Source organism: Pseudomonas sp. NFACC08-1 (assembly GCF_900106735.1).
Taxonomy (GTDB): Bacteria; Pseudomonadota; Gammaproteobacteria; order Pseudomonadales; family Pseudomonadaceae; genus Aquipseudomonas; species Aquipseudomonas fluorescens_Q.
The window spans coordinates 178,496-201,732 of the sequence record NZ_FNNL01000009.1; the positions used below are offsets into that span (position 1 = coordinate 178,496).

The 23,237-nt window shown below is 62.9% G+C and carries 20 protein-coding genes; 12 read left to right on the forward strand and 8 right to left on the reverse strand.

Features of this window, described 5'->3' with window-relative positions:
- Window positions 1–103: 103 nt before the first annotated feature.
- On the reverse strand, window positions 104–1,747 hold the full coding sequence (locus BLU76_RS19685; RefSeq protein WP_092223964.1) for a GMC family oxidoreductase: 1,644 nt from the start codon (window positions 1,745–1,747) through the stop codon (window positions 104–106).
- Between the two features lie 130 nt (window positions 1,748–1,877).
- Between BLU76_RS19685 and BLU76_RS19690 the strand changes: the two genes are divergently transcribed.
- From BLU76_RS19690 to BLU76_RS19700, 3 genes are all read left to right on the forward strand, one after another.
- A complete protein-coding gene (locus BLU76_RS19690; protein WP_063322025.1) occupies window positions 1,878–2,762 on the forward strand; it encodes a LysR family transcriptional regulator in 885 nt (294 codons plus the stop codon).
- 286 nt (window positions 2,763–3,048) lie between these two features.
- Entirely contained in the window at window positions 3,049–3,420 is a 372-nt protein-coding gene (locus BLU76_RS19695) for a c-type cytochrome (RefSeq protein WP_092223966.1), read from the forward strand.
- Between the two features lie 115 nt (window positions 3,421–3,535).
- A complete protein-coding gene (locus BLU76_RS19700) occupies window positions 3,536–4,834 on the forward strand; it encodes a D-arabinono-1,4-lactone oxidase (RefSeq protein WP_170867311.1) in 1,299 nt (432 codons plus the stop codon).
- 216 nt (window positions 4,835–5,050) lie between these two features.
- Here the strand turns inward: BLU76_RS19700 and BLU76_RS19705 are convergent, their stop codons facing one another.
- Entirely contained in the window at window positions 5,051–5,995 is a 945-nt protein-coding gene (locus tag BLU76_RS19705) for a SphA family protein (protein WP_072347648.1), read from the reverse strand.
- A 205-nt stretch (window positions 5,996–6,200) separates the two neighbouring features.
- Between BLU76_RS19705 and BLU76_RS19710 the strand changes: the two genes are divergently transcribed.
- The 7 genes from BLU76_RS19710 to BLU76_RS19740 all read left to right on the forward strand — a co-directional run bounded on the left by BLU76_RS19710 (window position 6,201) and on the right by BLU76_RS19740 (window position 15,842).
- On the forward strand, window positions 6,201–7,244 hold the full coding sequence (locus tag BLU76_RS19710) for an AraC family transcriptional regulator (RefSeq protein ID WP_092223970.1): 1,044 nt from the start codon (window positions 6,201–6,203) through the stop codon (window positions 7,242–7,244).
- A gap of 79 nt (window positions 7,245–7,323) precedes the next feature.
- Window positions 7,324–7,941, forward strand: a complete 618-nt coding sequence (gene lexA, locus BLU76_RS19715) for a transcriptional repressor LexA (protein ID WP_013692700.1) — start codon at window positions 7,324–7,326, stop codon at window positions 7,939–7,941.
- Window positions 7,941–8,573: a translesion DNA synthesis-associated protein ImuA gene (imuA, locus tag BLU76_RS19720; protein WP_063322020.1), complete on the forward strand. Its 633-nt coding sequence runs from the start codon at window positions 7,941–7,943 to the stop codon at window positions 8,571–8,573. Before lexA ends, imuA begins: the two co-directional genes overlap by 1 nt.
- A gap of 7 nt (window positions 8,574–8,580) precedes the next feature.
- Window positions 8,581–10,002, forward strand: coding sequence for a Y-family DNA polymerase (locus BLU76_RS19725; protein WP_063322019.1), 1,422 nt, complete (start codon window positions 8,581–8,583; stop codon window positions 10,000–10,002).
- The gene (locus tag BLU76_RS19730; RefSeq protein ID WP_218190247.1) at window positions 9,978–13,076 is read left to right on the forward strand and encodes an error-prone DNA polymerase; all 3,099 of its coding nucleotides are present in this window, start codon (window positions 9,978–9,980) and stop codon (window positions 13,074–13,076) included. Before BLU76_RS19725 ends, BLU76_RS19730 begins: the two co-directional genes overlap by 25 nt.
- Window positions 13,077–13,352: 276 nt before the next feature.
- A complete protein-coding gene (locus BLU76_RS19735; RefSeq protein WP_092223974.1) occupies window positions 13,353–15,464 on the forward strand; it encodes a PAS domain-containing hybrid sensor histidine kinase/response regulator in 2,112 nt (703 codons plus the stop codon).
- 96 nt (window positions 15,465–15,560) lie between these two features.
- Window positions 15,561–15,842: a hypothetical protein gene (locus tag BLU76_RS19740; RefSeq protein WP_170862004.1), complete on the forward strand. Its 282-nt coding sequence runs from the start codon at window positions 15,561–15,563 to the stop codon at window positions 15,840–15,842.
- Between the two features lie 59 nt (window positions 15,843–15,901).
- On the opposite strand, the gene BLU76_RS19745 is transcribed toward BLU76_RS19740, so the two are convergent.
- Window positions 15,902–16,555, reverse strand: a complete 654-nt coding sequence (locus BLU76_RS19745; RefSeq protein ID WP_092223978.1) for a Pr6Pr family membrane protein — start codon at window positions 16,553–16,555, stop codon at window positions 15,902–15,904.
- A 217-nt stretch (window positions 16,556–16,772) separates the two neighbouring features.
- On the reverse strand, window positions 16,773–17,294 hold the full coding sequence (locus tag BLU76_RS19750) for a DUF4142 domain-containing protein (protein ID WP_092223980.1): 522 nt from the start codon (window positions 17,292–17,294) through the stop codon (window positions 16,773–16,775).
- Between the two features lie 217 nt (window positions 17,295–17,511).
- Here BLU76_RS19750 and BLU76_RS19755 point away from each other — a divergent pair, with 217 nt between their 5' ends.
- On the forward strand, window positions 17,512–17,751 hold the full coding sequence (locus tag BLU76_RS19755; RefSeq protein ID WP_072347631.1) for a DUF465 domain-containing protein: 240 nt from the start codon (window positions 17,512–17,514) through the stop codon (window positions 17,749–17,751).
- 179 nt (window positions 17,752–17,930) lie between these two features.
- Here BLU76_RS19755 and BLU76_RS19760 read toward each other — a convergent pair whose 3' ends face one another.
- The 4 genes from BLU76_RS19760 to BLU76_RS19775 all read right to left on the reverse strand — a co-directional run bounded on the left by BLU76_RS19760 (window position 17,931) and on the right by BLU76_RS19775 (window position 21,869).
- Window positions 17,931–18,794, reverse strand: a complete 864-nt coding sequence (locus BLU76_RS19760; protein WP_003200177.1) for a LysR family transcriptional regulator — start codon at window positions 18,792–18,794, stop codon at window positions 17,931–17,933.
- A 63-nt stretch (window positions 18,795–18,857) separates the two neighbouring features.
- Entirely contained in the window at window positions 18,858–20,576 is a 1,719-nt protein-coding gene (locus BLU76_RS19765; RefSeq protein ID WP_092223982.1) for a hydrogenase maturation protein, read from the reverse strand.
- 216 nt (window positions 20,577–20,792) lie between these two features.
- Entirely contained in the window at window positions 20,793–21,107 is a 315-nt protein-coding gene (locus tag BLU76_RS19770; RefSeq protein ID WP_063322011.1) for an SCP2 sterol-binding domain-containing protein, read from the reverse strand.
- Between the two features lie 51 nt (window positions 21,108–21,158).
- Complete coding sequence (locus BLU76_RS19775; RefSeq protein ID WP_092145585.1) at window positions 21,159–21,869, reverse strand: histidine phosphatase family protein; 711 nt, start codon at window positions 21,867–21,869, stop codon at window positions 21,159–21,161.
- 226 nt (window positions 21,870–22,095) lie between these two features.
- On the opposite strand from BLU76_RS19775, the gene sohB reads away from it, so the two are divergent.
- Entirely contained in the window at window positions 22,096–23,127 is a 1,032-nt protein-coding gene (sohB, locus tag BLU76_RS19780) for a protease SohB (RefSeq protein ID WP_063322009.1), read from the forward strand.
- The last annotated feature ends 110 nt before the right edge of the window (window positions 23,128–23,237 follow it).

The window sequence follows — 23,237 nt, forward strand, 5'->3', positions numbered from 1 at the left end:
TTCCACTGCGACGCCGGGGTGGCGTCTCCTGATTTGACACACTTTCCTTGAATCGACTCCTCACCTTTTGGGAGCTCGCTCCCACAGGTGTTTCTGTTGTTCTTCAGACCGTAGCAGGTGCTTTTTCGACGTCGGTGTTCCTCATCGCGGGATTGAGCATCATCTGCGCCGCCTTCTCGGCAATCATCAATGTTGGCGAGCAAGTGTTGCCCGAGGTGATGCGCGGCATGATCGAGGCGTCGGCAATGCGCAGGCCCTTGATGCCGTGGACACGCAGTTGTGCATCCACCACCGCGTCGCGATCCTGGCCCATGCGGCACGTGCCGACCGGGTGGAAAATCGTCGTGCCGATCCGGGCGGCGGCCTGGTGCAGCTCTTCTTCGGTTTGCAGGCTGGGGCCCGGCAGGTATTCCACCGGTTTGAACGCGCTCAGGGCCGGGGCCGCGACGATGCGGCGGGTCAGGCGGATGGCGTCGGCGGCGACTCGCAGGTCTTCGGGATGGCTCAGGTAGTTGGGCTGGATCAGCGGCGCTTCGTGCGGGTCGGCGGAGCGGATGTCCACCCGGCCACGGCTTTGCGGGCGCAGGTCGCAGACCGACGCGGTGAACGCCGGGAAGCTGTGCAACGGTTCGCCGAAGCGTTCCAGGGACAATGGCTGTACGTGATATTCGAGGTTGGCCGAGGTCTGTTCCGGCCCCGAGCGGGCAAACGCGCCGAGTTGGCTGGGGGCCATGGACAGCGGGCCGCTGCGGTCGTACAGGTAGCGCAGGCCCATGCCCATCTTGCCCCACAGGGTGCCGGCGATCTGGTTCAGGGTGCGGGCATTTTCCAACTGGTAGATCAGCCGCAGTTGCAGGTGGTCCTGCAAGTTGCCGCCGACACCGGGCAGTTCATGGGTCACGCCGATGCCCAGGCGTTGCAGCAGGCTGCGCGGGCCGATCCCGGAACGTTGCAGGATCCCCGGCGATCCCACGGCCCCGGCGCACAGGACGATTTCCTTGCGGGCCTTGAAGGTCATGCCCTTGCCTTGCCAGCGCGCGCTGAGGGCGTGGGCGCGGTCGTCACGCAGCAACACACGATCGACTTCAACATCGGTCAGCACGGTGAGGTTAGGGCGCTGGCGAACCGGCTTGAGAAACGCCTTGGCCGCGTTCCAGCGTACCCCGGCTTTCTGGTTGACTTGGAAGTAGCCGCAGCCTTCATTGTCGCCGCTGTTGAAATCGTCGACGTTGGGGATGCCGCTCTGTTCGGCGGCGGTGCGGAACGCATCGAGAATCGGCCATGACAGGCGCTGGCGTTCGACCCGCCATTCCCCTGCGGCGCCGTGAAATTCGGACGCGCCGGCAAAATGGTTTTCGCTCTGGCGGAACAGTGGCAGCACGTCGTTCCAGGCCCAGCCAGAATTGCCCTCGGCGGCCCAGCCGTCGTAGTCCGCCGCCTGGCCGCGCATGTAGATCATGCCGTTGATGGAGGAGCAGCCACCCAGGACCTTGCCGCGGGGGTAGCTCAGGGCGCGGCCTTGCAGGCCAGGTTGTGCTTCGGTCTTGAAGCACCAGTCGGTGCGTGGGTTGCCGATGCAGAACAGGTAGCCGACCGGGATGTGAATCCACGGATAGTTGTCGCGCCCGCCGGCTTCGAGCAGCAGCACCCGGTGTTGCGGATGGGCCGACAGCCGATTGGCCAACAGGCATCCGGCAGGGCCGGCGCCCACGATCACGTAATCGTATTCATCGACGACAGGTTGCATTCGCGACCTCATTCTTGTTGTTGTGGGACCCATCCTAGTTGTTAGTTTTCGTCAAAAGAATGTTAGTTTTTGCGCAGCGGCTGTGCGTTTATAAACAGTCATGTCTTCAGGCGCGTTCAAGGATCGCCTCATGTTCGACTGGAATGACCTGCGTTATTTCCTGGAGTTGCAACGCAGCGGGCGTCTGCTGACGGCTGCACGGCGCTTGAACACCACCCACGCCACCGTGGCACGGCACATCGAGGCCATTGAGAAAAGCCTCGGCACCGCGCTGTTTGTCCAGCATGCCCAGGGCTATGAACTGACCCCGGCCGGCGAAACGCTGCTCAAGCACGCCGAAGCCATGGAGAACGTGGCGTTGCTGGCCCAGGAGGACATCACCCAGTCCAGTGCGCCCCTGGGCAAGATCCGCCTGGGGGTGACCGAAGGGCTGGGCATCATGTTCCTCGCCTGTCGCATGGAGGGGCTGTTCCAGCGCTATCCGGGGCTGGAAGTGGAACTGGTGGCGGTGCCGCGCTTTGTCAGCATCCTCAACCGTGAGGCGGAAATCAGCATCCACCTCGAACGCCCGGCGGCCGACCTGCTGGTCACCCGCAAACTCACCGACTACAGCTTGGCGCTGTACGCCAGCCAGGCCTACCTGGACCGCTCGCCAGCGCTGCGCAGCCGCGAGGACCTGGCCCGCCATGCCTGGATCGGGTATGTCGATGATCTTTTGTTCAGCCAGGAACTGATGTTCCTCAACAGCTTTTGCCGCAACCCTCGGGTGGTGTTCCACAGCACCAGCGTCATCGCCCAGCAACAGGCTGCGCGCTCCGGCCTGGGGATTGCCGTGCTGCCTTGCTACATGGCCAGCGGCGACCCGACGCTGGTGCCGTTGCTGCCGGACGAAACCATCCGCCGCAGCTACTGGATCAGCACCCGTCGCGAGCTGCACAAATCCGTACGCCTGCGGGTGTTGTGGGATTACGTGGTGCAGTTGTGCGAGCGCGAGCAGGCGCTGCTGCTGCCCTGACCACGTAGTACCCCTGTGGCGAGGGAGCTTGCTCCCGCTGGGCTGCGCAGCAGCCCCAAACCTCAGTTCGCAATGCCCTGACCCACCGCAATGAATGGTTCAGGACTGCTTCGCACCCCAGCGGGAGCAAGCTCCCTCGCCACAAGGACTGTGCAAGTGCTGGCCGCCCAAGCCCCCTTTTATGGCCCCCAATGACCTCAAGCCAACGCGGTGGCGTGCCTTAGTGTGGGAACTGCCAGACCCACAACAAGAAAGGCGCAACCCTTGCGCCGCCATGAGGGGCCTTATGTCGGCAATCACGCCTTCCTTCCTGCTTCGAACCGCTGCCGTCGTGTCGTTCGGCGCGTTGCTTGCCGCGTGTGGCGATGAGGCCAAGCCGCCCGCGCCCACGGTATTCACGGCCATGCCCGCCGACGCGGCGTTGGCTCAGGTCTACGACAGCAGCTGCAAGTTCTGCCACGCCAACCCCGGTGCCGGGGCGCCGTTGACCGGCGATACGAACGCCTGGGCGCCACGGGTGGCCCAGGGCGCCGACACCCTGCTGGATCACGCGATCAACGGCTACAACGGCATGCCTCCGATGGGCTTGTGCATGCACTGTTCCGAAGAACAGTTCCTGGCCCTGATCGCCTTCATGTCCGGTCATCACTTCCAATAATAACTACGGGTACTACGGCATGACGATGGATTACTCACGGCGTCGGTTGCTGCAACAGGCCGGCGTTGTCGCGGCCTTTACGGCCCTGGGCAGCCAGGGCGCCCTGGCCGAGTTGATGCGCGCGCCGCGGCTGATCCCCTGGCGCAATTGGTCCGGTGCGCAGAGCTGCTTGCCGGCGGCGCGCCTGGCCCCCAAGGACCTCGATGAACTGGTGAACGTGGTGAGGCGCGCCGAAGGGCGGATTCGTCCGGTGGGTTCCGGACATTCCTTCAGCGCCCTGGTGCCCACTGACGGCACCTTGTTGTCGCTGAGTTTTTTCAGCGGCCTGTTGGCTCATGATGCCGCCAGCCTGCAAGCCGAGTTCGGCGGTGGCACGCCCATGTCCCGCATGGGTCCGGCGCTCAAGGCCATCGGCCAGGCACTGCCGAACATGGCCGACGTGGATTACCAGACCCTGGCCGGTGCCATCGCCACCTCGACCCACGGCACTGGCAAGGCCTTCGGCTCGTACGCGTCCCAAGTGGTCGGCCTGCAACTGGTGACGGCCAGCGGCGCGGTCCTCGATTGCGATGCCCAGCGTCATCCAGAAGTGTTCAAGGCCGGCCGGGTGTCCCTTGGCGCGCTGGGGCTGGTGACTCGCGTGCGCCTGCAGAACCGCGCCGCCTATCGCTTGCGCGAGCACCAGTGGGTGGCGAAAACCGAGGAGTTGCTCGAGGACGTGGGCACCAACACCCGGGACAATCAGCACTGGGAAATGCAGGTCGTTACCCATTCCGACTATGCGTTGTCGATCACCCTGAACGAAACCACGGATCCGGCCACGCCGCCGATCAGCCCCGAGGAGGAGGGCGGCAACGATTTCGTCAGCCTGATCGAAAACCTCGACAAGTACGGCAGCGACTTTCCAACGATCCGGCGAGCGCTGCTCAACAGCCTGCGGCTGGTGGCCGATTTCGACGACCGGGTCGGTGACTCCCATGACATCTACGCCAACGCGCGCACTGTGCGCTTCAACGAGATGGAGTACTCGGTGCCGGCCGAATACGGTCCGGCGTGCCTGCGGGAGATTCTGGCGCTGATCCGCGACAAGGACCTGCGCACCTGGTTTCCCATTGAGTACCGCTACGTGAAGGCCGACGACATTGCCCTGAGCATGTTCGAAGGCCGGGACAGTTGCTCGATCTCGGTGCACCAGCATTATCAGATGGACCATCACAATTTCTTTGCCGCCATCGAGCCGATCTTCTGGAAATACCAGGGCCGTCCGCATTGGGGGAAATTGCATTCCCTGAACGCCAAGGCACTCCAGGCGCTGTACCCGCGCTGGACGGAATTCACCGAGGTGCGCCAGGCGCTGGACCCCAGCGGCAAGTTCCTCAATGGGCATCTTTCATCGATTCTGGGTTTGAGCTGAAGGAAGAACCTGTGGGCGCGAGCTTGCTCGCGATGGCGGTGCATCAGTCATTCCTGTCAGGCACAAAACCTGTGGCGAGGGAGCTTGCTCCCGCTGGGCAGCGCAGCGGCCCCAATCGGATAACACTGCTTTCCAGACAGATCGCGTCAGCCGGTTTACGACGGCTACGCCGCCGAGCGGGAGCAAGCTCCCTCGCCACAGGTGCTGTGAAACACTCTAGAACGCAAACGGAATACTGACCTTGGCCCAGAGCATTTCGCCCTCGGTGCGGTTCTCCACTGCAAACTCCTTGGCCCAGCGGATTTCGGCGCTGGCGTACTTGAGGAAGGTCAGGTGCAGCGCAGGGCCGATGGCAAAGACCTGGCCGCGTACGCCGTCGTCGACGTCCTGCCCGGCAAATTGCACGGTGCGGCCGTACTGTTTGTCGTCGGTGGTCTGTTTGAGGTAGTAGCCGTTGAGCCCCAGCATCACGTTGTCGGTCACGCGGTAGCTGGCGGAATAATCGAAGTGGAAGATCTGCCCCGAGCGGTAGTCGGTGTCCTTGTTCTTGCGGTTGAAGCTGTAGGTGGTTTTCATCGACACCTCGGTGTTTTCCGTGGGTAGCCAGGTGAAGGAAAACAGCGGCTTGTAGGTGTAGAAATTGTTGCTGGTATTGGCCAGTCGATCGGTACTGTATTCGCCGGTCGGCACGGTGATTTCCACCGCCGCGGCCAGGGTCAGGTTCTTGCCCATGTCCCAGAGCACGATGGGCGAAATCGTGGTGTCGCCCATGCCTTCGCGGGTGTCGTGCAGGCCGAATACCGAGACTTCCTGCTTGATCCAGGGCTGGGCGATGTAGATCCCCGCGCGCCCACCGGCCACCCGCAACGGGCTCAGGTAATCGATGCGCGGGACCACTGCCGTGGATTCGATTTCGACATCCGGCAGTTCGCCGCCCAATGAACTGATGTTGAATTTCCGGGCCTTGTAATGGTTGTAGTAGAGGTTGAACGCGACCATGTGGTCCGGAAGGCTGTCGACCTCCAGCGGCAACACAAAAAAGCCGTCGGTGCCCGGGCCGATGTTGTCCACCCCCGATTCGGTAGCCAGGGCGGGCAGGGCACCGCCGCAGGCCAGGCCGAGGGTCAATTGCAAGGCGAATGTCGTGCGGATCGGGTTCATGTGGGGGCTCATTATTATTGTTGGAGATGCACCGAAAGTCCGAGCCATACAAATAAGCCGTTCGCCGCCAACAGGGCAGGGTATTGGCGGCCATACAGGGGACTTGGGCGGCCAGATTTTTGTGCCCCACGATCCGCCGGGGCATGCTAACTTTGTGAAATAACCGGTTACAAAAACGCGACCTAACGTCCTCCGGAACCCGCCCATGCAGATGAAAGTCATCGACCCGACCTATGAATTGGCGTTGGTATCGCCATTCCTGCTACAGACCCTGGCCGAGGTTGTGGCGGACAAGGGCTTCGATGCCGCCAGCCTGTGTCGCGGCCTGGGGTTCGGCCTTGATGATCTGCAAGATCCCGCCCAGCGCATTTCCCACCGCCAGGCCGTGGTCATGATTCAACGGGCGCTCAAGCTGTTGCCCGAGCAGGGGCTGGGGTTGTGGGTGGGGGACCGCAACGTGCTTGGCACCCTCGGCCTGCTGGGCCACGTCCTATCATTGTGCGAAACCCTGCGCGATGCCTTTGCCCTGGGGGTTCGTTACCAGCACACCACCGGTGGCATCGCGGTGACCAGCGTCGAAGAAGCCACTGGCCGGATCATGGTCGAGGCGACCTGCCGGCTGCCTTTCGCCGAGATCCAGGTGTTTGCCGTGGAAGAGTTCTTCGCCAGCCTGATGGTCTATGGCCGGGCCCTGGCGGGGCCCGATTTCAAGCCCCTGGCCGTGGAGTTCATGCACGCCGCGCCGTCCTATGCCCAGGAATATCAGCGGATCCTGGGACCGGATGTGCACTTCGGTTGCCGACACAATCGCATGCTGATCGACGTGCGCTGGCTGGATATGCGTTTGCCCAATCACCACTCGTTGGCCCTGCGCCAGGCATTGGCCTTGCTGGAACAGGAAGCCATCGAAGTTCACCAGAAGATTGACCTGATCCAGACCGTGGAACGGGCAATTGCCCGAGACCTGACCCGTGGCAGCCACATCGAGAAAATCGCCGGTGATCTCAACATGAGCAGCCGCACCCTGCGTCGGCGCCTGAGTGAGCACAACCTGACCTTCGAGACCTTGCTCGAACAGGTGCGTCGCAGCCGCACCCTGAACCTGTTGGCCAATCCCGAGCTGTCCATCGAGCGCATCACCGAAGAAGTCGGCTACAGCGATGTGCGCAGCTTCCGCCGGGCGTTCCGGCGCTGGACAGGCATGAGCCCGAGCGCGTTTCGCAATGAGAGCGCCGACGCCCGGCTCTAGCCACTGGGCTTCGAACACCTCGGCCCCGAGCTGTGAACTGACTGGCGGCGCTTGTCAGAAAAATTCTTAAAGAGTACAAATGTACTCCATGACGACTCTCACTCCTCGCCGCACCGCCATCCTGACCTTCATCCGCGAACGCATCGCCGATCAGGGCCAGCCTCCCAGCCTCGCTGAAATCAGCGAGGCGTTCGGTTTTGCCTCCCGCAGTGTGGCGCGCAAGCATGTGCTGGCGCTGACCGAAGCCGGTTTCATCGAGGTCAATCCGCACCAGGCCCGGGGCATTCGCTTGCTGAACCAGCCACCACGACCCGAGCTGCTGGACGTGCCGGTGCTGGGGCGAGTGGCTGCCGGGCTGCCGATCGGCGCCGATGCCGAGGTCCACAGTCGCCTGATGCTGGACCCGGCGATTTTTACCAAGGCGCCGGATTACCTGCTGCGGGTCCAGGGCGATTCGATGATCGAGGACGGCATTCTCGACGGTGACCTGGTGGGTGTGCAGCGCACGCCGCAGGCCGCCAACGGCCAGATTGTCGTGGCGCGCCTGGATGGCGAAGTCACCATCAAGCGCTTCGAGCGCATTGGCGAGCGGGTGCGTTTGTTGCCGCGCAACCCGGCTTACCAGCCGATCATCGTCGAGGCCGATCAGGACCTGGCGATAGAAGGGGTGTTCTGTGGCTTGGTGAGGCAAGGCTGATGGGCGCTGTCGTTGCGCTGGACACGCTGTTCAACGGCGGCCAGGTCTGGAAGGGCCGGCCTGCGCCGCCAGCCGCCAGCCCGCAACCCACCGGCCATGCGGCACTGGACGCGGCGTTGCCCAGTGGTGGCTGGCCGGAGGCGGCCTTGACGGAACTGCTCATCGCCGCGCCGGGCGTGGGTGAGTTGCAACTGGTGTGGCCGACCCTGGCGCGGCTGTCGGCGGCGGGGGAGCGGATCGTGCTGGTGGCGCCACCGTTCGTGCCCTATCCCCAGGCCTGGCAGAACGCTGGCGTCGACCTGCGTCAGTTGTCGGTAATCCGCGCCGATGAGCGCGATGCCCTGTGGGCCACCGAACAATGCTTGCGTTCTGGCAGTTGTGGCGCGGTGCTGTGTTGGCCCCGCCAGGCGGATGACCGGGCCTTGCGCCGTTTGCAAGTGGCGGCGGAAACCGGCCAGACCCTGGCGTTCGCCTGGCGCTCGATCCAGGAGGCCATCAATCCGTCGCCAGCGGCGCTGCGCATCGCCATCGATACCCGGCCGGCGCAATTGCGCGTGCTCAAGTGCCGCGGCGGGTTGGCTCGTTCGGCGCCGATTGCCTTTGCCACGCTCGCCACACAAACCGGGCATTGAGGTTGCGATGCGCTGGGTCTGTATTCTCTTCCCGCAATTGGCGCTGGACGCCGCGCTGCGTCAGCGCCCCGATCCCGACCAGCCCCTGGCATTGCTGACCGGTCCGGCCCAGCGTCGGGTGCTGCAAGCGGTGAATGCGCCGGCACGAGCCTTGGGCTTGCGTCCTGGCCAGACCATGACCGCCGCCCAGGCCTTGAGCAAAGGCTTTGCCACCGCCGAATACGACGCGGCGCAAATCGAACACTGGCAACAGTTCCTGGCGGCCTGGGCCTACCGTTTCAGCGCCCAGGTCAGCGTGCATTACCCGCGTACGCTGCTGTTCGAGATCGAGTCGAGCCTTGGCCTGTTTGGCCCCTGGCCGGTGTTCGAGGCGCGCTTGCGGGCCGAGCTGACCGAGCTGGGCTTTCGTCATCGCATCGTCGCCGCTCCCAATCCGGTGGCGGCACGGGTGTTGGCCAATGCCTATGACGCCCTGGTGGTGCCCGACGCCGAGACCTTGCAACAGTGCCTGGGAGACATGCCTGTGGAGCGTATCGGCCTGGAACCCGACGTCGCCACGGCGCTGTCGCGCATGGGCCTGCGCCGCTTGAGCCAGGTCCAGGCCTTGCCCCGGCAGACCCTGGCGCGGCGCTTCGAGGCCCAAGTGCTCAAGCACCTCGACGCGTTGATGGGCCATCGCACCCTGGCGCTGTCGTTCTACCTGCCGCCGGACCGTTTTGATGTGCGCATCGAGCTCAACTATGACGTGCAATCCCATCAAGCGCTGTTGTTCCCGTTGCGCCGGCTGACCGGTGACTTGTCGGCCTTCCTCTGCGGGCGCGACAGCGGCGTGCAGCGCTTTGACCTGCACCTGGAGCATGCCGGGTTGCCGGATACAGTGATCAAGGTCGGCCTGCTCAGCGCCGAGCGGGCCCCGGCGATGCTCTTCGAACTGGCCCGCGGTCGCTTGGAACAGGTGCAGGTCGAGGCCCCGGTGCGGGGCTTTCGCTTGTGTGCCGAGGACCTGCCGAGTTTCGTGCCCCAGCGCCTGGAGCTGTTCGACGAACGTCCCCAGCAATCATTGCCCTGGGAGCAACTGCGCGAACGCTTGCGGGCCCGGCTGGGGGATGAGGCCGTGCAGGGCCTGGGGTTTCGCGACGACCATCGGCCTGAGTGCGCCTGGCAGATGACCTCCCAGCCCCGCTCCCAGGCTTGTCCGGTGCGCGACGGCGTGCAGCGTCCCGGCTGGCTGCTGGAGGAGCCCCAGGCATTGGCGCAAGGTCAGGCGCACATCCTCATGGGCCCCGAGCGCATCGAGACCGGTTGGTGGGACGGCGCGGATGTGCGTCGTGACTATTACCTGATCGAAACCCGCCGCGGACAACGTGGCTGGGCCTATCGAACGGTGGGCGAGGGCGGGCCGCTGTGGCTGCAGGGCTGGTTCGCATGAACGTTGAGTATGCCGAGCTGCATTGCCTGTCGAACTTCAGCTTCCAGCGCGGCGCCTCCAGCGCCCTGGAGTTGTGCCGTCGCGCCAAGCAGCAGGGCTACCAGGCCCTGGCGATCACCGACGAATGCACCTTGGCCGGAATCGTCCGGGCCTGGCAGGCGGCCAAGGAGCTGGAGCTGCAACTGATCGTCGGCAGCGAAATCCAGGTCGAGAACGGCCCGAAACTGGTGTTGCTGGTGGAAGACCTGGAAGGCTATCAAGCCTTGTGCCGGCTGATCACCCGCGCCCGGCGGCGCAGCGAGAAAGGCCACTATCGCATCGTGCGAGAGGACTTCGACCAGCCCTTGTCGGGGCTGCTGGCGTTATGGATAGCCGAGGGCAAGGACGCCGAGGAACACGGCCGTTGGCTCCAGTCGATCTTTGCCGGGCGCCTGTGGCTGACGGTCCAGTTGCATTGCGCACAGGACGACCGCCGCCGATTGGCAGACTCGTTGGCGCTGGCCGAACGCTTAGGTCTTCCAGTTGTGGCCAGTGGTGATGTGCACATGCACGTGCGCGGCCGTCGTGCCCTGCAGGACACCATGACCGCCATCCGCCACCACGTCACGGTGGCCGAGGCTGGCCAGCGCTTGCACCCCAACGGCGAGCGTCACTTGCGCAGCCGCAAGGATCTGGCCGATCTCTATCCGCGGGCCTTGCTCGACGAAACCCTGAACATCGCCCGGCGTTGCACCTTCGACCTCGGCCAACTGCGTTACCAATACCCCCGTGAGCTGGTGCCCGCGGGGCATGATCCGGTGTCCTGGCTGCGGGAGCTGACCGAGCGCGGCATGCGCGAGCGGTGGAAGGATGGCGTGACAGACAAAGTGCGGGCACAGATCGACAAGGAGCTGAGCCTGATCGCCGAGCTGGGTTATGACAGCTATTTCCTCACCGTACAGGACATCGTCAGCTTCGCCCGCAGCCGTCATATTCTTTGCCAAGGGCGTGGTTCGGCGGCCAACTCGGCGGTGTGCTACGCCTTGGGCATCACCGAAATCGATCCCAGCCTTACCAGCCTGTTGTTCGAACGCTTCCTGTCCCGGGAGCGCAACGAGCCGCCGGACATCGACGTCGACTTCGAACACGATCGTCGCGAGGAAGTGCTGCAGTACGTGTTCCAGCGCTACGGTCGTCATCGTGCGGCATTGACGGCGGTGGTCAGCAGTTACCACGGCGCCGGGGCGGTGCGCGATGTGGCCAAGGCCCTGGGCTTGCCGCCGGACCAGGTCAACGCCCTGGCCGATTGCTGTGGCCGCTGGAGCGACGAGGCGCCGCCAGTGGAGCGTTTGCGTGAAGGTGGCTTCGACCCGGACAGCCCGGTGTTGCGCCGGGTCCTGAGCCTGACCCGGCAATTGATCGGTTTTCCCCGGCATTTGTCCCAGCACCCTGGTGGCTTCGTGATTTCCGAGCAACCCCTGGACACTCTGGTGCCGGTGGAAAACGCCGCCATGGCCGAACGCACCATCATCCAGTGGGACAAGGACGACCTGGACGCGGTCGGGCTGCTCAAGGTGGACATCCTGGCCCTGGGCATGCTCAGTGCGATTCGTCGCTGTTTCGACTTGATCGAGCGCTATCGGGGCCAGCGCTACGCCCTGGCGTCGCTGCCCAAGGATGATCGGGCGACCTACGAAATGATCAGTCGCGCCGACACCATCGGTGTGTTCCAGATCGAGTCCCGGGCGCAGATGTCGATGTTGCCTCGGCTGAGGCCCAAGACGTTCTACGATTTGGTCATCGAAGTGGCCATCGTACGCCCCGGGCCGATCCAGGGTGGGATGGTGCATCCGTACCTGCGCCGCAGAAACAAAGAAGAGGCGGTGACTTATCCCTCTGAAGCGTTGAAGCAAGTGCTCAACCGCACCCTGGGTGTTCCCTTGTTCCAGGAGCAGGTCATGCAGATCGCCATCGTCGCGGCCGATTACACCCCGGGTGAGGCAGACCAATTGCGTCGCTCCATGGCGGCCTGGAAACGTCACGGTGGGTTGGAGCCCCATCGGGAACGCCTGGCGCAGGGGATGAAAAAAAACGGCTACACCGCTGAGTTCGCCGCGCAAATCTTCGAACAGATCAAAGGCTTCGGCAATTACGGCTTCCCGGAATCCCACGCCGCCAGTTTCGCCTTGCTGACCTACGCCAGCAGTTGGCTCAAATGCCACGAACCGGCGGCGTTCGCCTGTGCCCTGATCAACAGTTGGCCCATGGGGTTCTACAGCCCGGACCAGATCCTCCAGGATGCCCGCCGGCATCAACTGTCGATCCGCCCGGTGGACGTGCGCGCCAGCGATTGGGATTGCAGCCTCGAGCCCATGGACGGTCGACAACCGGCGATCCGCATGGGGCTGTGCATGATCAAGGGCTTTCGCGAAGAGGATGCCCGCCGTATCGAAGCGGCCCGCCGGCATCGGCCCTTCAGCGACGTGGCTGACTTGGGCGAGCGCGCGCAGCTCGATGCCCGGGCCCAGGCGCAATTGGCCGATGCGGGGGCTTTGCAGGGCCTGGCTGGTGATCGCCATCGTGCCCGCTGGGAAGTGGCCGGGGTGCAGAAACAACTGGGCTTGTTCGCCGGTTTGCCCTGCCAGGAGGAACCGCCCGTGGCCCTGCCAAAACCTACGCTGGGGGAAAACCTGTTTGCCGATTACACCACGCTCGGCACGACACTGGGCCCTCATCCATTGGCCCTGCTGCGCCCCGAACTGCGCGCACGGCGCTGCCGCAGCTCACGGGAGCTGCAAGAGGTGGAGCATGGCCGCAACGTCAGCGTCGCCGGGCTGGTTACCGGTCGCCAACGCCCGGGCACGGCCAGCGGTGTGACCTTTGTCACCCTGGAAGATGAATTCGGCAACCTCAATGTGGTGGTCTGGCGCGACTTGGCCGAACGCCAGCGCAAGACCTTGGTGGGCTCGCAACTGCTCAAGGTCGACGGGCGCTGGGAAAGCGTCGGCGAGGTCCGCCACCTGATCGCCGGGCGCTTGAGCGACCTGACCGAGTTGTTGGCGGGTATCCAGGTGCAAAGCCGTGACTTTCGCTGAGCCCCAGCAACACCGCCGTTTTGGTGGCGAGGGAGCTTGCTCCCGCTGGGCTGCGTAGCAGCCCCCCAAAAAAATGGTTTACGCAATCCATCAGGCACACCGCATCAGCCGGTTTACGACGGCTGCGCCGCCGAGCGGGAGCAAGCTCCCTTGCCACAGGATCGGGCCTGGATCGACCAGCATGAAACCAAACGCCAACCCAGCGCTCGAAGCTCTGATCCCAAGGGGTTTGTGGATGCCGACTCCCTGCAGGCATTTTGAGGTTCAGAATCGATCATGCAGTTTCTATCCCAAAATCACGGGTGCCCTGGATGGGGCGGTGAAATGGCCGGGCGTATCCGGGCGTTCGATTGGAGCCGGACCGAGTTGGGCGCCATCGAGCACTGGTCCGCCAGCCTGCGCAGTGCCGTCCAGTTGTTGCTGGCTTCGCCCCTGCCGATGGTGATGTTGTGGGGCCGCCAGGGCTTCATGATCTACAACGATGCCTATGCCGAGTTTGCCGGTGGCCGCCATCCTTACCTGCTGGGGTGTGCAGTGGAGTTGGGTTGGCCGGAGGTCGCCGAATTCAATCGGCATGTGCTGGACGTCTGCCTGGCCGGCGGCACCTTGTCCTACCGCAGCAAAGAGCTGGTCCTGCTACGCGATGGCAAGCCTGAAGATGTGTGGATGGACCTCTATTACAGCCCGGTGCCCGATGACGACCAGTCCCCGGCGGGCGTGTTGGCGATTGTGGTGGAAACCACCGAGCTCGTGTTGACCGAGCGCGCCCGGCAAGAGGCCGAACGCAGTTACCGAGCCGTCAACGAGCGCATCCAACTGGCCCTCTCGGCCGGACCATTGCTGGGGTCGTTCGTCTGGGACATCCAGGCCGACACACTGTCGGGCGATGAGCGTTTCGCCCGTACCTTCAACTACCCGCCAGACTGTTCGCTGGATGCACTGCCCATCGAAATTGCCCGCCAGCGCATCCACGCGGATGACCTCGAAGAGGTCAACCAGCGGATCGAACTGACCTTGCGCACGGGCATCCCTTACAGCGCTGAATATCGGGTGCGCCGCGTGGGCGGTGATTACCGGTGGGTGCTGGCCAGCGGTCGCTGCGAATTCGATGCCACGGGCAAGCCCTTGCGTTTTCCAGGTGTACTGATTGACATCAATGAACGCAAGACAGCCGAAGCTTCGCTGCTCAAATTCACCCGCGACCTGGAACAGCGGGTCGCCGACGAGGTGCAGGCGCGGCTGGCGGCAGAAGAGCAGTTGCGTCAGTCGCAAAAGCTCGAGGCCATTGGCGGTCTCACTGGCGGCGTGGCCCATGACTTCAACAACCTGCTGCAAGTGATTGCCGGCAACCTGCACTTGCTGGCCCGCCACGAACGGGACAACGTCAACGTGCAGCGGCGGGTCAGTGCCTCCATCGAAGCCGTGGAGCGGGGGGCCAAGTTGTCATCGCAGCTGCTGGCTTTTGCCCGGCGCCAGCCATTGTCACCGGCGGTCTACAACCCACGCCGTATCTATGATGGCATGGGTGAACTGTTGCAACGGGCCTTGGGCGAAACCATCCAGATTGAAGTGAGCCTGCCCCAGGAGCCCTGGTGCATCCATGTCGATCGCAATCAATTGGAAAACGCCCTGTTGAACCTGGCGATCAATGCGCGCGATGCCATGGGCGGCGAGGGCACCATCCGCATGATTGGGGAGAACATCGTGCTCGATCAAGCGTTCTGTGCCGGCAAGGGGATCTCGGCCGGCGACTATGTCCGGCTGTCGGTGATCGACTGCGGTGTCGGCATGCCGCCCGAGATCCTGAAGCAGGTGTTCGAACCCTTTTTCACCACCAAGACCGATGGCCAGGGCACGGGGCTTGGACTGAGCATGGTGTTCGGGTTCGTCAAGCAGAGTGGCGGCCATATCGAGATCTCCAGCGACCTGGGCGAGGGCACGCGAGTACGGATGTATTTCCCTCGAAGCCTTGCGCCCGAAGCGGGCGAAGCCGAGCAACACGACGTGCTTCAGTCCGGCAGGCAAGAGACGATCCTGGTGGTGGAGGACAACAACGAGGTGCGCAGCGCGTCGGTGGAACTGCTGGAACAGTCCGGCTATCGGACCCTCACGGCCGCCAACGGCGATGAGGCGATGAAGCTGCTGCTGGAAGGCATCTCGGTCGACCTGATCTTCACCGACGTCGTCATGCCCGGCCTGATCAAGAGTTCCGACCTGGCCGCCTGGGCCAAGGTGCAGAAACCGCCGGTCCCGGTGCTGTTCACCTCGGGGCACACCCGGGACATCATCTCCCGGAATCATCAACTGAGCCCCGATACCCATTTGTTGAGCAAACCCTACGGCCCGGACGCGCTGACCCGGATGGTGAGGCGTGTGCTGGGCGGCTGATCGCGGCGCTGCAAACAAATGGAACCGAAGCCGTCGCGTCACCTTCGAATGTTCAAGACCGGTCATCCATCCGGCCCTGTCATGAACGAGGTGCCTATGAACGACGATCCCGCAAACACCCAGCAACAAGGCCAGACGCAAACCCCGTCCCCGCGCAATGACCCGGCGATCGATCCCAAGCTTGCGGCGGACTCATCGGACACCCAGTCCGTCAGCCCCGCCGGGACTGACCAGGCCCAGAGCGCGGCCCCGGAGGTCGATCAGAAGAATCTTCATCGGGACAACGACAATACCTTCAGCCCTGGCTTCGAGCCGGATCCAGATCGGCCGAAGTCCGGCGAAAGCACGGATGCGGATATCGACACCGACGGTGGTTAACCGCTAACCCGATTTGTCGGAACAGTGGTGCTGATGAGTCGTTTGGCGCTTGGGCTGCCTCAGTGCCTGCCTTTCCAGCGGTCCAAGGCAATCAGCACCAGAGACACCACGACGAATCCCAGCAGTACCATCACCGCATTAAGGAACACCCGGGGGTAACCCAGCGTGTCCACTTCGATAAAGGGATAGGGGTAGGCGCCGACAAAGTAACCACGCACCAAGGCGTAGATGAAATAGACCAGCGGATAGATCAGCCACGGCCAGACATCTTGCCATTGCAAAGTGCCCTTGGGCACGCAGAACCACCAATAGACCACGAACAGCACCGGCATCACGTCATGCAGCAATTCGTCGGCCACCCACTGCAAGCCCTGGGGGTTCCAGACATTGCGCAGCAGCAGGTTGTACGCCACCCCCACGAGTATGATGGCAGCGGCTACACCGCCCTGGACCGTGGGCTTGAGAAAGAATCGCCGCAGCGCCGAATCCCCTGAGGTGGCCGCGCAGGTCAGTACCACTGCCACCAGGATATTGGTCAGCACCGTAAAATAACTAAAGAAGATGTCTACTGCGCCCCACAGGCTCTTGCCGCCCTGCCAGCGCGAAGTCAGGATCAGGTAGAGCTGGAGGATCAATGCGAACCATCCCAGCAGTGCGGCAATTTTCACCGCGATACCGCCAGCGCTTTGCGTTAACACCGGTTCATCGCTCATGACTTGGCTCCTGCTTCGCGGCACCTGCGACTGCAAAGCCCCAAGAGGTTGGATGCTTGTATCAGCAGGATGGTCTTGAGCAAGACCCTAGGAGCGTGGGTTGCAATATTCTACTGTCAGAAATGACAGTGCTGACCAACGGTAGCCATGAACACCGATGGACTTGGGTTGAATAAGGCCATCTTCATGAAGACGGCCCTTATTCTGTGCCTCAGGATTACTTGCTCGGATGAGCAGCCTGCAGTTTCTTGGCTTCTTCCAGGTGATGTTGCAGGTCTGGCAGCATCTTCTGGGCGAACGCCTTGAGTTCGGTATTGCCAGCCTTCTTATCGTCGGTAACGGTTTCGGCTTCTTTCTTGAACAGGACGATGGTTTCTTCGTGGGCCTTGACCTGGTTGTTGGCATAGGCCGCATCAAAAGACTCATCGCGCACGTCGAGAATCTTCGCCTTGGCTTTTTTCATCAACGTGGTGTCGTCGGGTACCTCGATATCATGTTTTTGCGCCAGGGCTTTCAGCTCTTCGTTGGCCTTGGTGTGGTCAGTGATCATCTTGTTGGCGAATGCCTTGATGTCCGCCGATTGGCTTTTTTCCAAGGCCAGTTTGCTGGTCTCGATTTCTGCAATTCCACCGGCCGCCGCGTTATCGACAAAGTCGTTGGAAGTCGCGGCCCATGCCATGCCCGTGCTGGTACTCAGGGCAATTGCCAGGCCGAGTTGACGCAGGGTGAATCTGTCCATAGGTAAGTCTCCACACAGGTTGAAAGAGCGATTCTTTTCGTCTCTGATCAATGGAGAGCGGGGGCCAGACAAAGGTTTGATTGGAGCGCATTGCGTTACGACGAACGGTCACCGCTGGTCGGATTGGCGGTCGACAGAACCCCGTCGACGAGGCCATCCTGATTATCGATGAGCGCTGTAAAGGCGTCTTCCACCGACCCACTGAAGGAGGTGTTCCATGCCGGTGTCCCACGATTTGTGCCAGGACCTGAACTGCACAAAAGACCACATCCAGCAAAAACGCAGCGAGGATCCGAGGCTCGACTCGTTACTTCAGAAATATTCCCAACTTGATGCCGAGGTCGTTGACGCTGAAAAACCATCATCGCCGGGGCTGTCCGACGATGTCCTGGAGACGCTCAAGAAGAAACGCTTGCTGCTCAAAGATAAGATTGCAGACAAATTGAAGGAGCCGTGAGGCTGGCCTGCCTGAGGGGCCCTTTTTGAAGGGCCCTGAACGTGTAGGGCGAAACTCAATGAACCCGTGGCGAGGGAGCTTGCTCCCGCTGGGCTGCGCAGCAGCCCTAAAACCATTCGACACGGGGCACCCGGAAAAACGCTTTGGCAGGTTTTACACTTTTGTGGCAAGGGGATTTATCAGGTCAATGGATCCCAGCGCTGCGACCAGTCGCTGCCGGTCTTGACGATCTCTCGCAACACCTCGAATGCCTGCTGCAACGCCGCTGAATCCCGATCGCGGGAGTAGACCAGGTAGGTGGGGTAGTTGAATTCCGGTGCCTTGGGCACCCGTTCCAGGATGCCGCTGTCCAGGTAGCTCTGCACGACTCGGGTGCGGAAGTAGCCGCTGCCGCCGTTTTCCAGGATGTACTGCAGGGCCAGGGGGCCGAGGTTGAAGGTCACGGCGGCCTTGGCCTTGTCCGGTAGCGCGGTGTCGTGTTGGCGCCGGAAGTCAGCGCTCCAGTCGATGTACACGTAGGGCTCGGGACGGGCGGCCAGGCGTACCAGGATGAGTTTCTCTTCCAGCAGCTGTTCTACCTGCAGGCGCGGCCAGTATTCGGGTTGATAGACCACTGCCGCGTCCAGCAGACCCAGCTCCAGCTGTTGTAGCAGTTTCTCGCCGTCGCGGATGTCCATGCGCAGGGCATGGCCGGGAATTTTCTGGCGCAGCTCGCCGGCCCAGGCGAGCATCAAGGGATTGCACAGGCTGACCTCGCCCCCCAGGTGCAAGACGTTGCGATAGCCCTCGGGCAGTGGCAGGTCCCGACGGGCCGCTTCCCAGGTCTGCACGAGCTGGTTGGCGTAGACCACAAACGCCTCGCCATCGCTGGTCAAGCGCGCGCCGGCACGATTGCGTACGAACAGCGCGCAGCCAAGCTGGCTTTCGAGCTTCTGGACCCGGGCGGTGATCGCCGTCTGGGTCACGTGCAGCTTTTCGGCCGCTGCAGCGAGGCTGCCGTGGCGGACGATTTCCAGGAAGGTGCGGGCGAGATCGATGTCCATGTTCAGGCCGATACGGGGGAAGCGGGCATTGTAAGAGCTGCCGCGCCTCGCCGATACCGGACATTATTGGACGGCTTGGACCTGTGCCGTTCGTGCCCAAGGGGCGACCAGGCGTTCTGGCGTGCGGCAGGCCTTGTGCTTGAAGACGAAACCACGGCACTTGTCGGCGAAGCCGTGGCGATTGTCCACCATGTCATGTCGCATCTGCGCGAGCTCACCCTCGCGGCACGCCTGGATCGCTGACAGGCTCCGCTCGGCCTTGCGAACCCGGATGCTTTCATAGTTCGGATCGAGCAGCGCACTGTTGGCTCGTTGCAGCAGCCACAGGCCGAACTCGTCGGGGCAGCGTGGTCCGATCTCCTGGACCATGCCGTAGCGCAATGCCTGGAGGGCGCTGATCGGCAGGCAGTCCCGGGTGAGTTTCCAGGCCATGTCCGGCCCGACCGCGCGGGGCAGGCTGTAGGTCCAGTATTCAGAGCCGTACAGGCCCATGGTCGCGTAGTGCGGGTTGAGCACGATGTCACGGCGCGCCAGCACGATATCGGCCGCCAGAGCCAACATCACACCGCCGGCCCCGGCGTTACCCGTCAGACCGCTGACCACCAGTTGCCGTGCGCTGAACAACTCAAGGCAAACGTCATCGATGGCCTGTATGTTGGCCCAGGCCTCCAGGCCGGGTTCGGCGGCGGCCTGGATAACGTTCAGGTGCACGCCGTTGGAAAAGCTCCCGCGCCCGCCGCGGATCAACAGCACCTGGGTGTCCCGGGACTTGGCCCAGCGCAATGCCGCCACCAGCCGTTGGCATTGCTCAGTGCTCATCGCCCCGTTATAGAACTCGAACGTCAGCTCTCCCACATGGCCGCATTCCCGGTAGCGAATGGGCTGATAAGACTCATCGCTGAACGGCTGGCGGGCCAGGGAGCCGTCGAGCACCGGGACGCCTTCGAGGCGGTTCGACAAAACATGGCGCGCCGGACGCTTGAAGGTCCGGTCGCCGGGCTGCGGCTTGCGGCGCAGGGCGCCGATCCACAGGCTTGTATCCCCTGTCGCCACCAACACCGCATCGTCACGCACGGCCAGCAGTTCGCCGGGCAGGCCGTGGCGAACGTCCGGATGGGCGTCGTACAGGTAAAACTGTTCGCCGGCCAGGCTCGCGAGTACGCCGGGTTGACCGTCGGCCGCGTCGATGCAGCGCTTGATGAAAGCGCTGCTGTCGTGCCAGCTGAAGGTGCGATGGGCCTGGGTCATGTTCGGTTGCAGGCGTCCGACCACGTCATGACGGCCATAGTCCAGTGGCACCGGGATGAAACCGTCAAGGTACTTCTCCACGACCTCGCGGATGCAACGAATGGCGGCGTCGCTGACCGGGCCGTTATACAGCTCGGATTTGCGCAGGCCTTGGGGCAGGTCGAATTCGCACGTGGCCCAGACTGGCCCGGCGTCCATTTCCTCTACCGCCTGCAATGCCGTGACGCCCCAGCGCTCGGGCTGCCGAGTGATCGCCCAGTCCAGGGCGCTGGCGCCGCGGTCGCCGACAATTCCGGGATGAATGATCACCACCGGGCGCCGCGGATTGCGCCATAACTGCTCGGGTACACGGTCCTTGAGAAACGGGCAGATCACCAGGTGGGCGCCGCTTTCTTCGATTTGCCGGCAGACCGAGGCCGGATCGGTGAACAGCACGACGCTGGGGTGATAGCCGGCCTCGCGCAGGTCCAGCCAGGCGCGTTGGGTCAAGCCGTTGAAGGCACTCGACAGCAAAATGATCTTCAGTGTGGGCATGAGTCTCTCTTCCGTGAGATGAGCAGGCGCCGGCTCCCGATGAGCCGTCCCTGGCTTGATGGAAGCGCTACATTAGCGGCTGGGGGAGGAGCGACAACTGACAGGGATCAAGGTTGTGAGTGCAAGGCAGAATCAGCGCAGGGCAGAAACACGAATCCCGCCACGGGGGCGGGATTCGTTTGCAATCAGAGGCCCGCGAAGAACGCGAGCGCAGTCTCAGCCAGGGAACAGCTCGGACAGTTTCATGGCCAGCATCATGTCGCCTTCGGTACGCAGCTTGCCGCTCATGAACGCTTGCATGCCGTCGGTGCTGCCGTCGACGATGCCTTGCAGGGTTTCGCCGTCCATCACCAGGGTCACCTGGGCGTCCGGGTTTTCGCCTTCCTGCAGTTCGCAGGTGTTGTCCTTGACGACCAGCGAGAAATTCTTGGTATCGTCGATGCGGAAACCGAATACCAGATCCAGGCCGGCAGCGGCGGCTGGGTTGAACTTGGCTTTCATGGCTTGTACGGCGTCGGCTACGGAGGTCATGGTTTCGATCCTTATTTGGGTGGTACAGCAAGGGTCTACAGTAATCCGGACTCAGCGAAAGGTGATGAGGTCCGGGGCCTTCAGCAGTTGCAGGTGGGCATGGCTGTTGAAGGAAGCCAGGGCCACCTCGCGGCCCCTGAATTTCAGGTGGTTGAGCGAGGTGTTGACGATTTGCCAGTTCAGTTCGAAGGCCTGTCGGGCCGGTATCTGGGTGATCAGGTGGAGCAGGGCGGTGATGGTACCGCCGGAGGTGAACACGGCTATTTTGTGGGTGTTGTCGGCTTGCTCCAGGATGCGCTGCAGGCCCGCGTGGACCCGCTCGACAAAACCCAGCCAGCTTTCCAGGCCCGGCGGGTCATACTGGCCGCTGAGCCAGCGTTCGACGATCAGCGCGAAGATGCGCTGGAATTCGGCGCGGTTCTGCGCAGCGTTGCGCAGGATATGCAGCGCCTCGGGCTCCTGGGGAAGCATGTCCGGCAGCAGGGCGCGAATGACCGCGTCGGCATCGAACTCGTTGAACGCGGTGTCGGTTTCCAGCCCGGGAACCGGTAACCCGGCGGCGGACATCTGTTCCAGCGCGCCGATGGCGGTATCCTGTTGGCGACGCAGGTCACCCGAGAGGCAGCGATCGAACACGACACCGAGCTCCGCCAGGTGGCCGCCGAGCACTTGCGCCTGGCGCACGCCATTGGGTGAAAGGACATCGTAGTCGTCCGCACCAAAGGAGGCCTGGCCATGTCGAATCAGATAGATACTGCCCACGTCCGCGTCATCCCGGTACGTTGAAGGTTTGGCGAGGTTATGGGGATGGCGGTGAGCTGTCAATGAAAAAACATACGCTTGTTTGAAATGCCCGTTGCAGCCTTGTCCTGCCTCGCTCGCGTTAACGTAACCACCGGTTTCATGACTGGTCGCGACGCAGCCGCATGGGTATGCTGGGACCGTTACGCGCCTGTGTTCAGTGGCACATTGCATTTAAGGAGTTGCTGTGGAGTTTTTCATCGAGTACGCCGGTTTCCTGGCCAAGACCGTGACGCTGGTGATCGCCATCCTGGTGGTGCTGGTCAGTTTTGCTGCGTTGCGCAGCAAGGGGCGGCGCAAGTCGACCGGTCAGTTGCAGGTGAGCAAACTCAACGATTTCTACAAGGGGCTACGTGAGCGCCTGGAACAGACGCTGCTGGACAAGGATCAGCTCAAGGCGCTGCGCAAGGCCGAAGGCAAGGCTGAAAAGGCCGGGAAGAAAAACAAGGACAAACCGGCGGCCAAGCCCCGGGTGTTCGTGCTGGATTTCGACGGTGACATCAAGGCCTCGGCCACCGAGAGCCTGCGTCATGAAATCACTGCGCTGCTGACCCTGGCGACGCCGAAGGATGAAGTAGTGCTGCGCCTGGAAAGTGGCGGCGGCATGGTCCACAGCTATGGCCTGGCCTCGTCGCAACTGGCGCGGATCCGTCAGGCCGGCGTGCCGTTGACGGTCTGCATCGACAAGGTCGCGGCCAGCGGTGGCTACATGATGGCGTGCATCGGCGAGAAGATCATCAGCGCTCCTTTCGCGATCCTGGGTTCCATCGGCGTCGTCGCGCAATTGCCCAACGTCAACCGGCTGCTGAAGAAACACGACATCGATTTCGAAGTGTTGACGGCCGGGGAATACAAACGCACGTTGACGGTGTTCGGCGAAAATACCGAGAAGGGCCGGGAGAAATTCCAGGAAGACCTGGACATTACCCATGAGCTGTTCAAGAACTTCGTGTCCAACTACCGCCCGCAACTGGCCATCGATGAAGTGGCGACCGGTGAGGTCTGGTTGGGTGTCGCGGCGCAGGGCAAGGGCTTGGTGGACGAGCTGAAAACCAGCGATGAATACCTGGCCGAACGCGCCAAGGGTGCCGAGCTGTACCACCTGCACTACGCCGAACGCAAAAGCCTGCAGGAACGCATCGGCATGGCGGCCAGCGGTTCGGTGGATCGTGTGCTGCTCAGTTGGTGGAGCCGCCTGACCCAGCAGCGGTTCTGGTAATCCGCGTAGCCCGCCCTCGCACTGCCCCTGTGGGAGCGGGCTGGGCCGCCACGGTGGTAGGACCATCAAATGAAAAAGCCCTGAACCGGTACACCCGGTTCAGGGCTTTT

Bases quoted from the DNA above. Each gene is read 5' to 3' on its own strand.
- BLU76_RS19760 (WP_003200177.1), bottom strand. From the start codon at position 18,794: ATGGACATCGATCTCGCCCGCACCTTCCTGGAAATCGTCCGCCACGGC.
- BLU76_RS19770 (WP_063322011.1), bottom strand. From the start codon at position 21,107: ATGACCTCCGTAGCCGACGCCGTACAAGCCATGAAAGCCAAGTTCAAC.
- BLU76_RS19700 (WP_170867311.1), top strand. From the start codon at position 3,536: ATGCGCGCGCCGCGGCTGATCCCCTGGCGCAATTGGTCCGGTGCGCAG.
- imuA (WP_063322020.1), top strand. From the start codon at position 7,941: ATGGGCGCTGTCGTTGCGCTGGACACGCTGTTCAACGGCGGCCAGGTC.
- BLU76_RS19765 (WP_092223982.1), bottom strand. From the start codon at position 20,576: ATGCCCACACTGAAGATCATTTTGCTGTCGAGTGCCTTCAACGGCTTG.
- BLU76_RS19695 (WP_092223966.1), top strand. From the start codon at position 3,049: ATGTCGGCAATCACGCCTTCCTTCCTGCTTCGAACCGCTGCCGTCGTG.
- BLU76_RS19690 (WP_063322025.1), top strand. From the start codon at position 1,878: ATGTTCGACTGGAATGACCTGCGTTATTTCCTGGAGTTGCAACGCAGC.
- BLU76_RS19750 (WP_092223980.1), bottom strand. From the start codon at position 17,294: ATGGACAGATTCACCCTGCGTCAACTCGGCCTGGCAATTGCCCTGAGT.
- BLU76_RS19740 (WP_170862004.1), top strand. From the start codon at position 15,561: ATGAACGACGATCCCGCAAACACCCAGCAACAAGGCCAGACGCAAACC.
- lexA (WP_013692700.1), top strand. From the start codon at position 7,324: ATGTACTCCATGACGACTCTCACTCCTCGCCGCACCGCCATCCTGACC.
- BLU76_RS19685 (WP_092223964.1), bottom strand. From the start codon at position 1,747: ATGCAACCTGTCGTCGATGAATACGATTACGTGATCGTGGGCGCCGGC.
- BLU76_RS19745 (WP_092223978.1), bottom strand. From the start codon at position 16,555: ATGAGCGATGAACCGGTGTTAACGCAAAGCGCTGGCGGTATCGCGGTG.
- BLU76_RS19755 (WP_072347631.1), top strand. From the start codon at position 17,512: ATGCCGGTGTCCCACGATTTGTGCCAGGACCTGAACTGCACAAAAGAC.
- BLU76_RS19705 (WP_072347648.1), bottom strand. From the start codon at position 5,995: ATGAACCCGATCCGCACGACATTCGCCTTGCAATTGACCCTCGGCCTG.
- BLU76_RS19710 (WP_092223970.1), top strand. From the start codon at position 6,201: ATGCAGATGAAAGTCATCGACCCGACCTATGAATTGGCGTTGGTATCG.
- BLU76_RS19725 (WP_063322019.1), top strand. From the start codon at position 8,581: ATGCGCTGGGTCTGTATTCTCTTCCCGCAATTGGCGCTGGACGCCGCG.
- BLU76_RS19735 (WP_092223974.1), top strand. From the start codon at position 13,353: ATGCAGTTTCTATCCCAAAATCACGGGTGCCCTGGATGGGGCGGTGAA.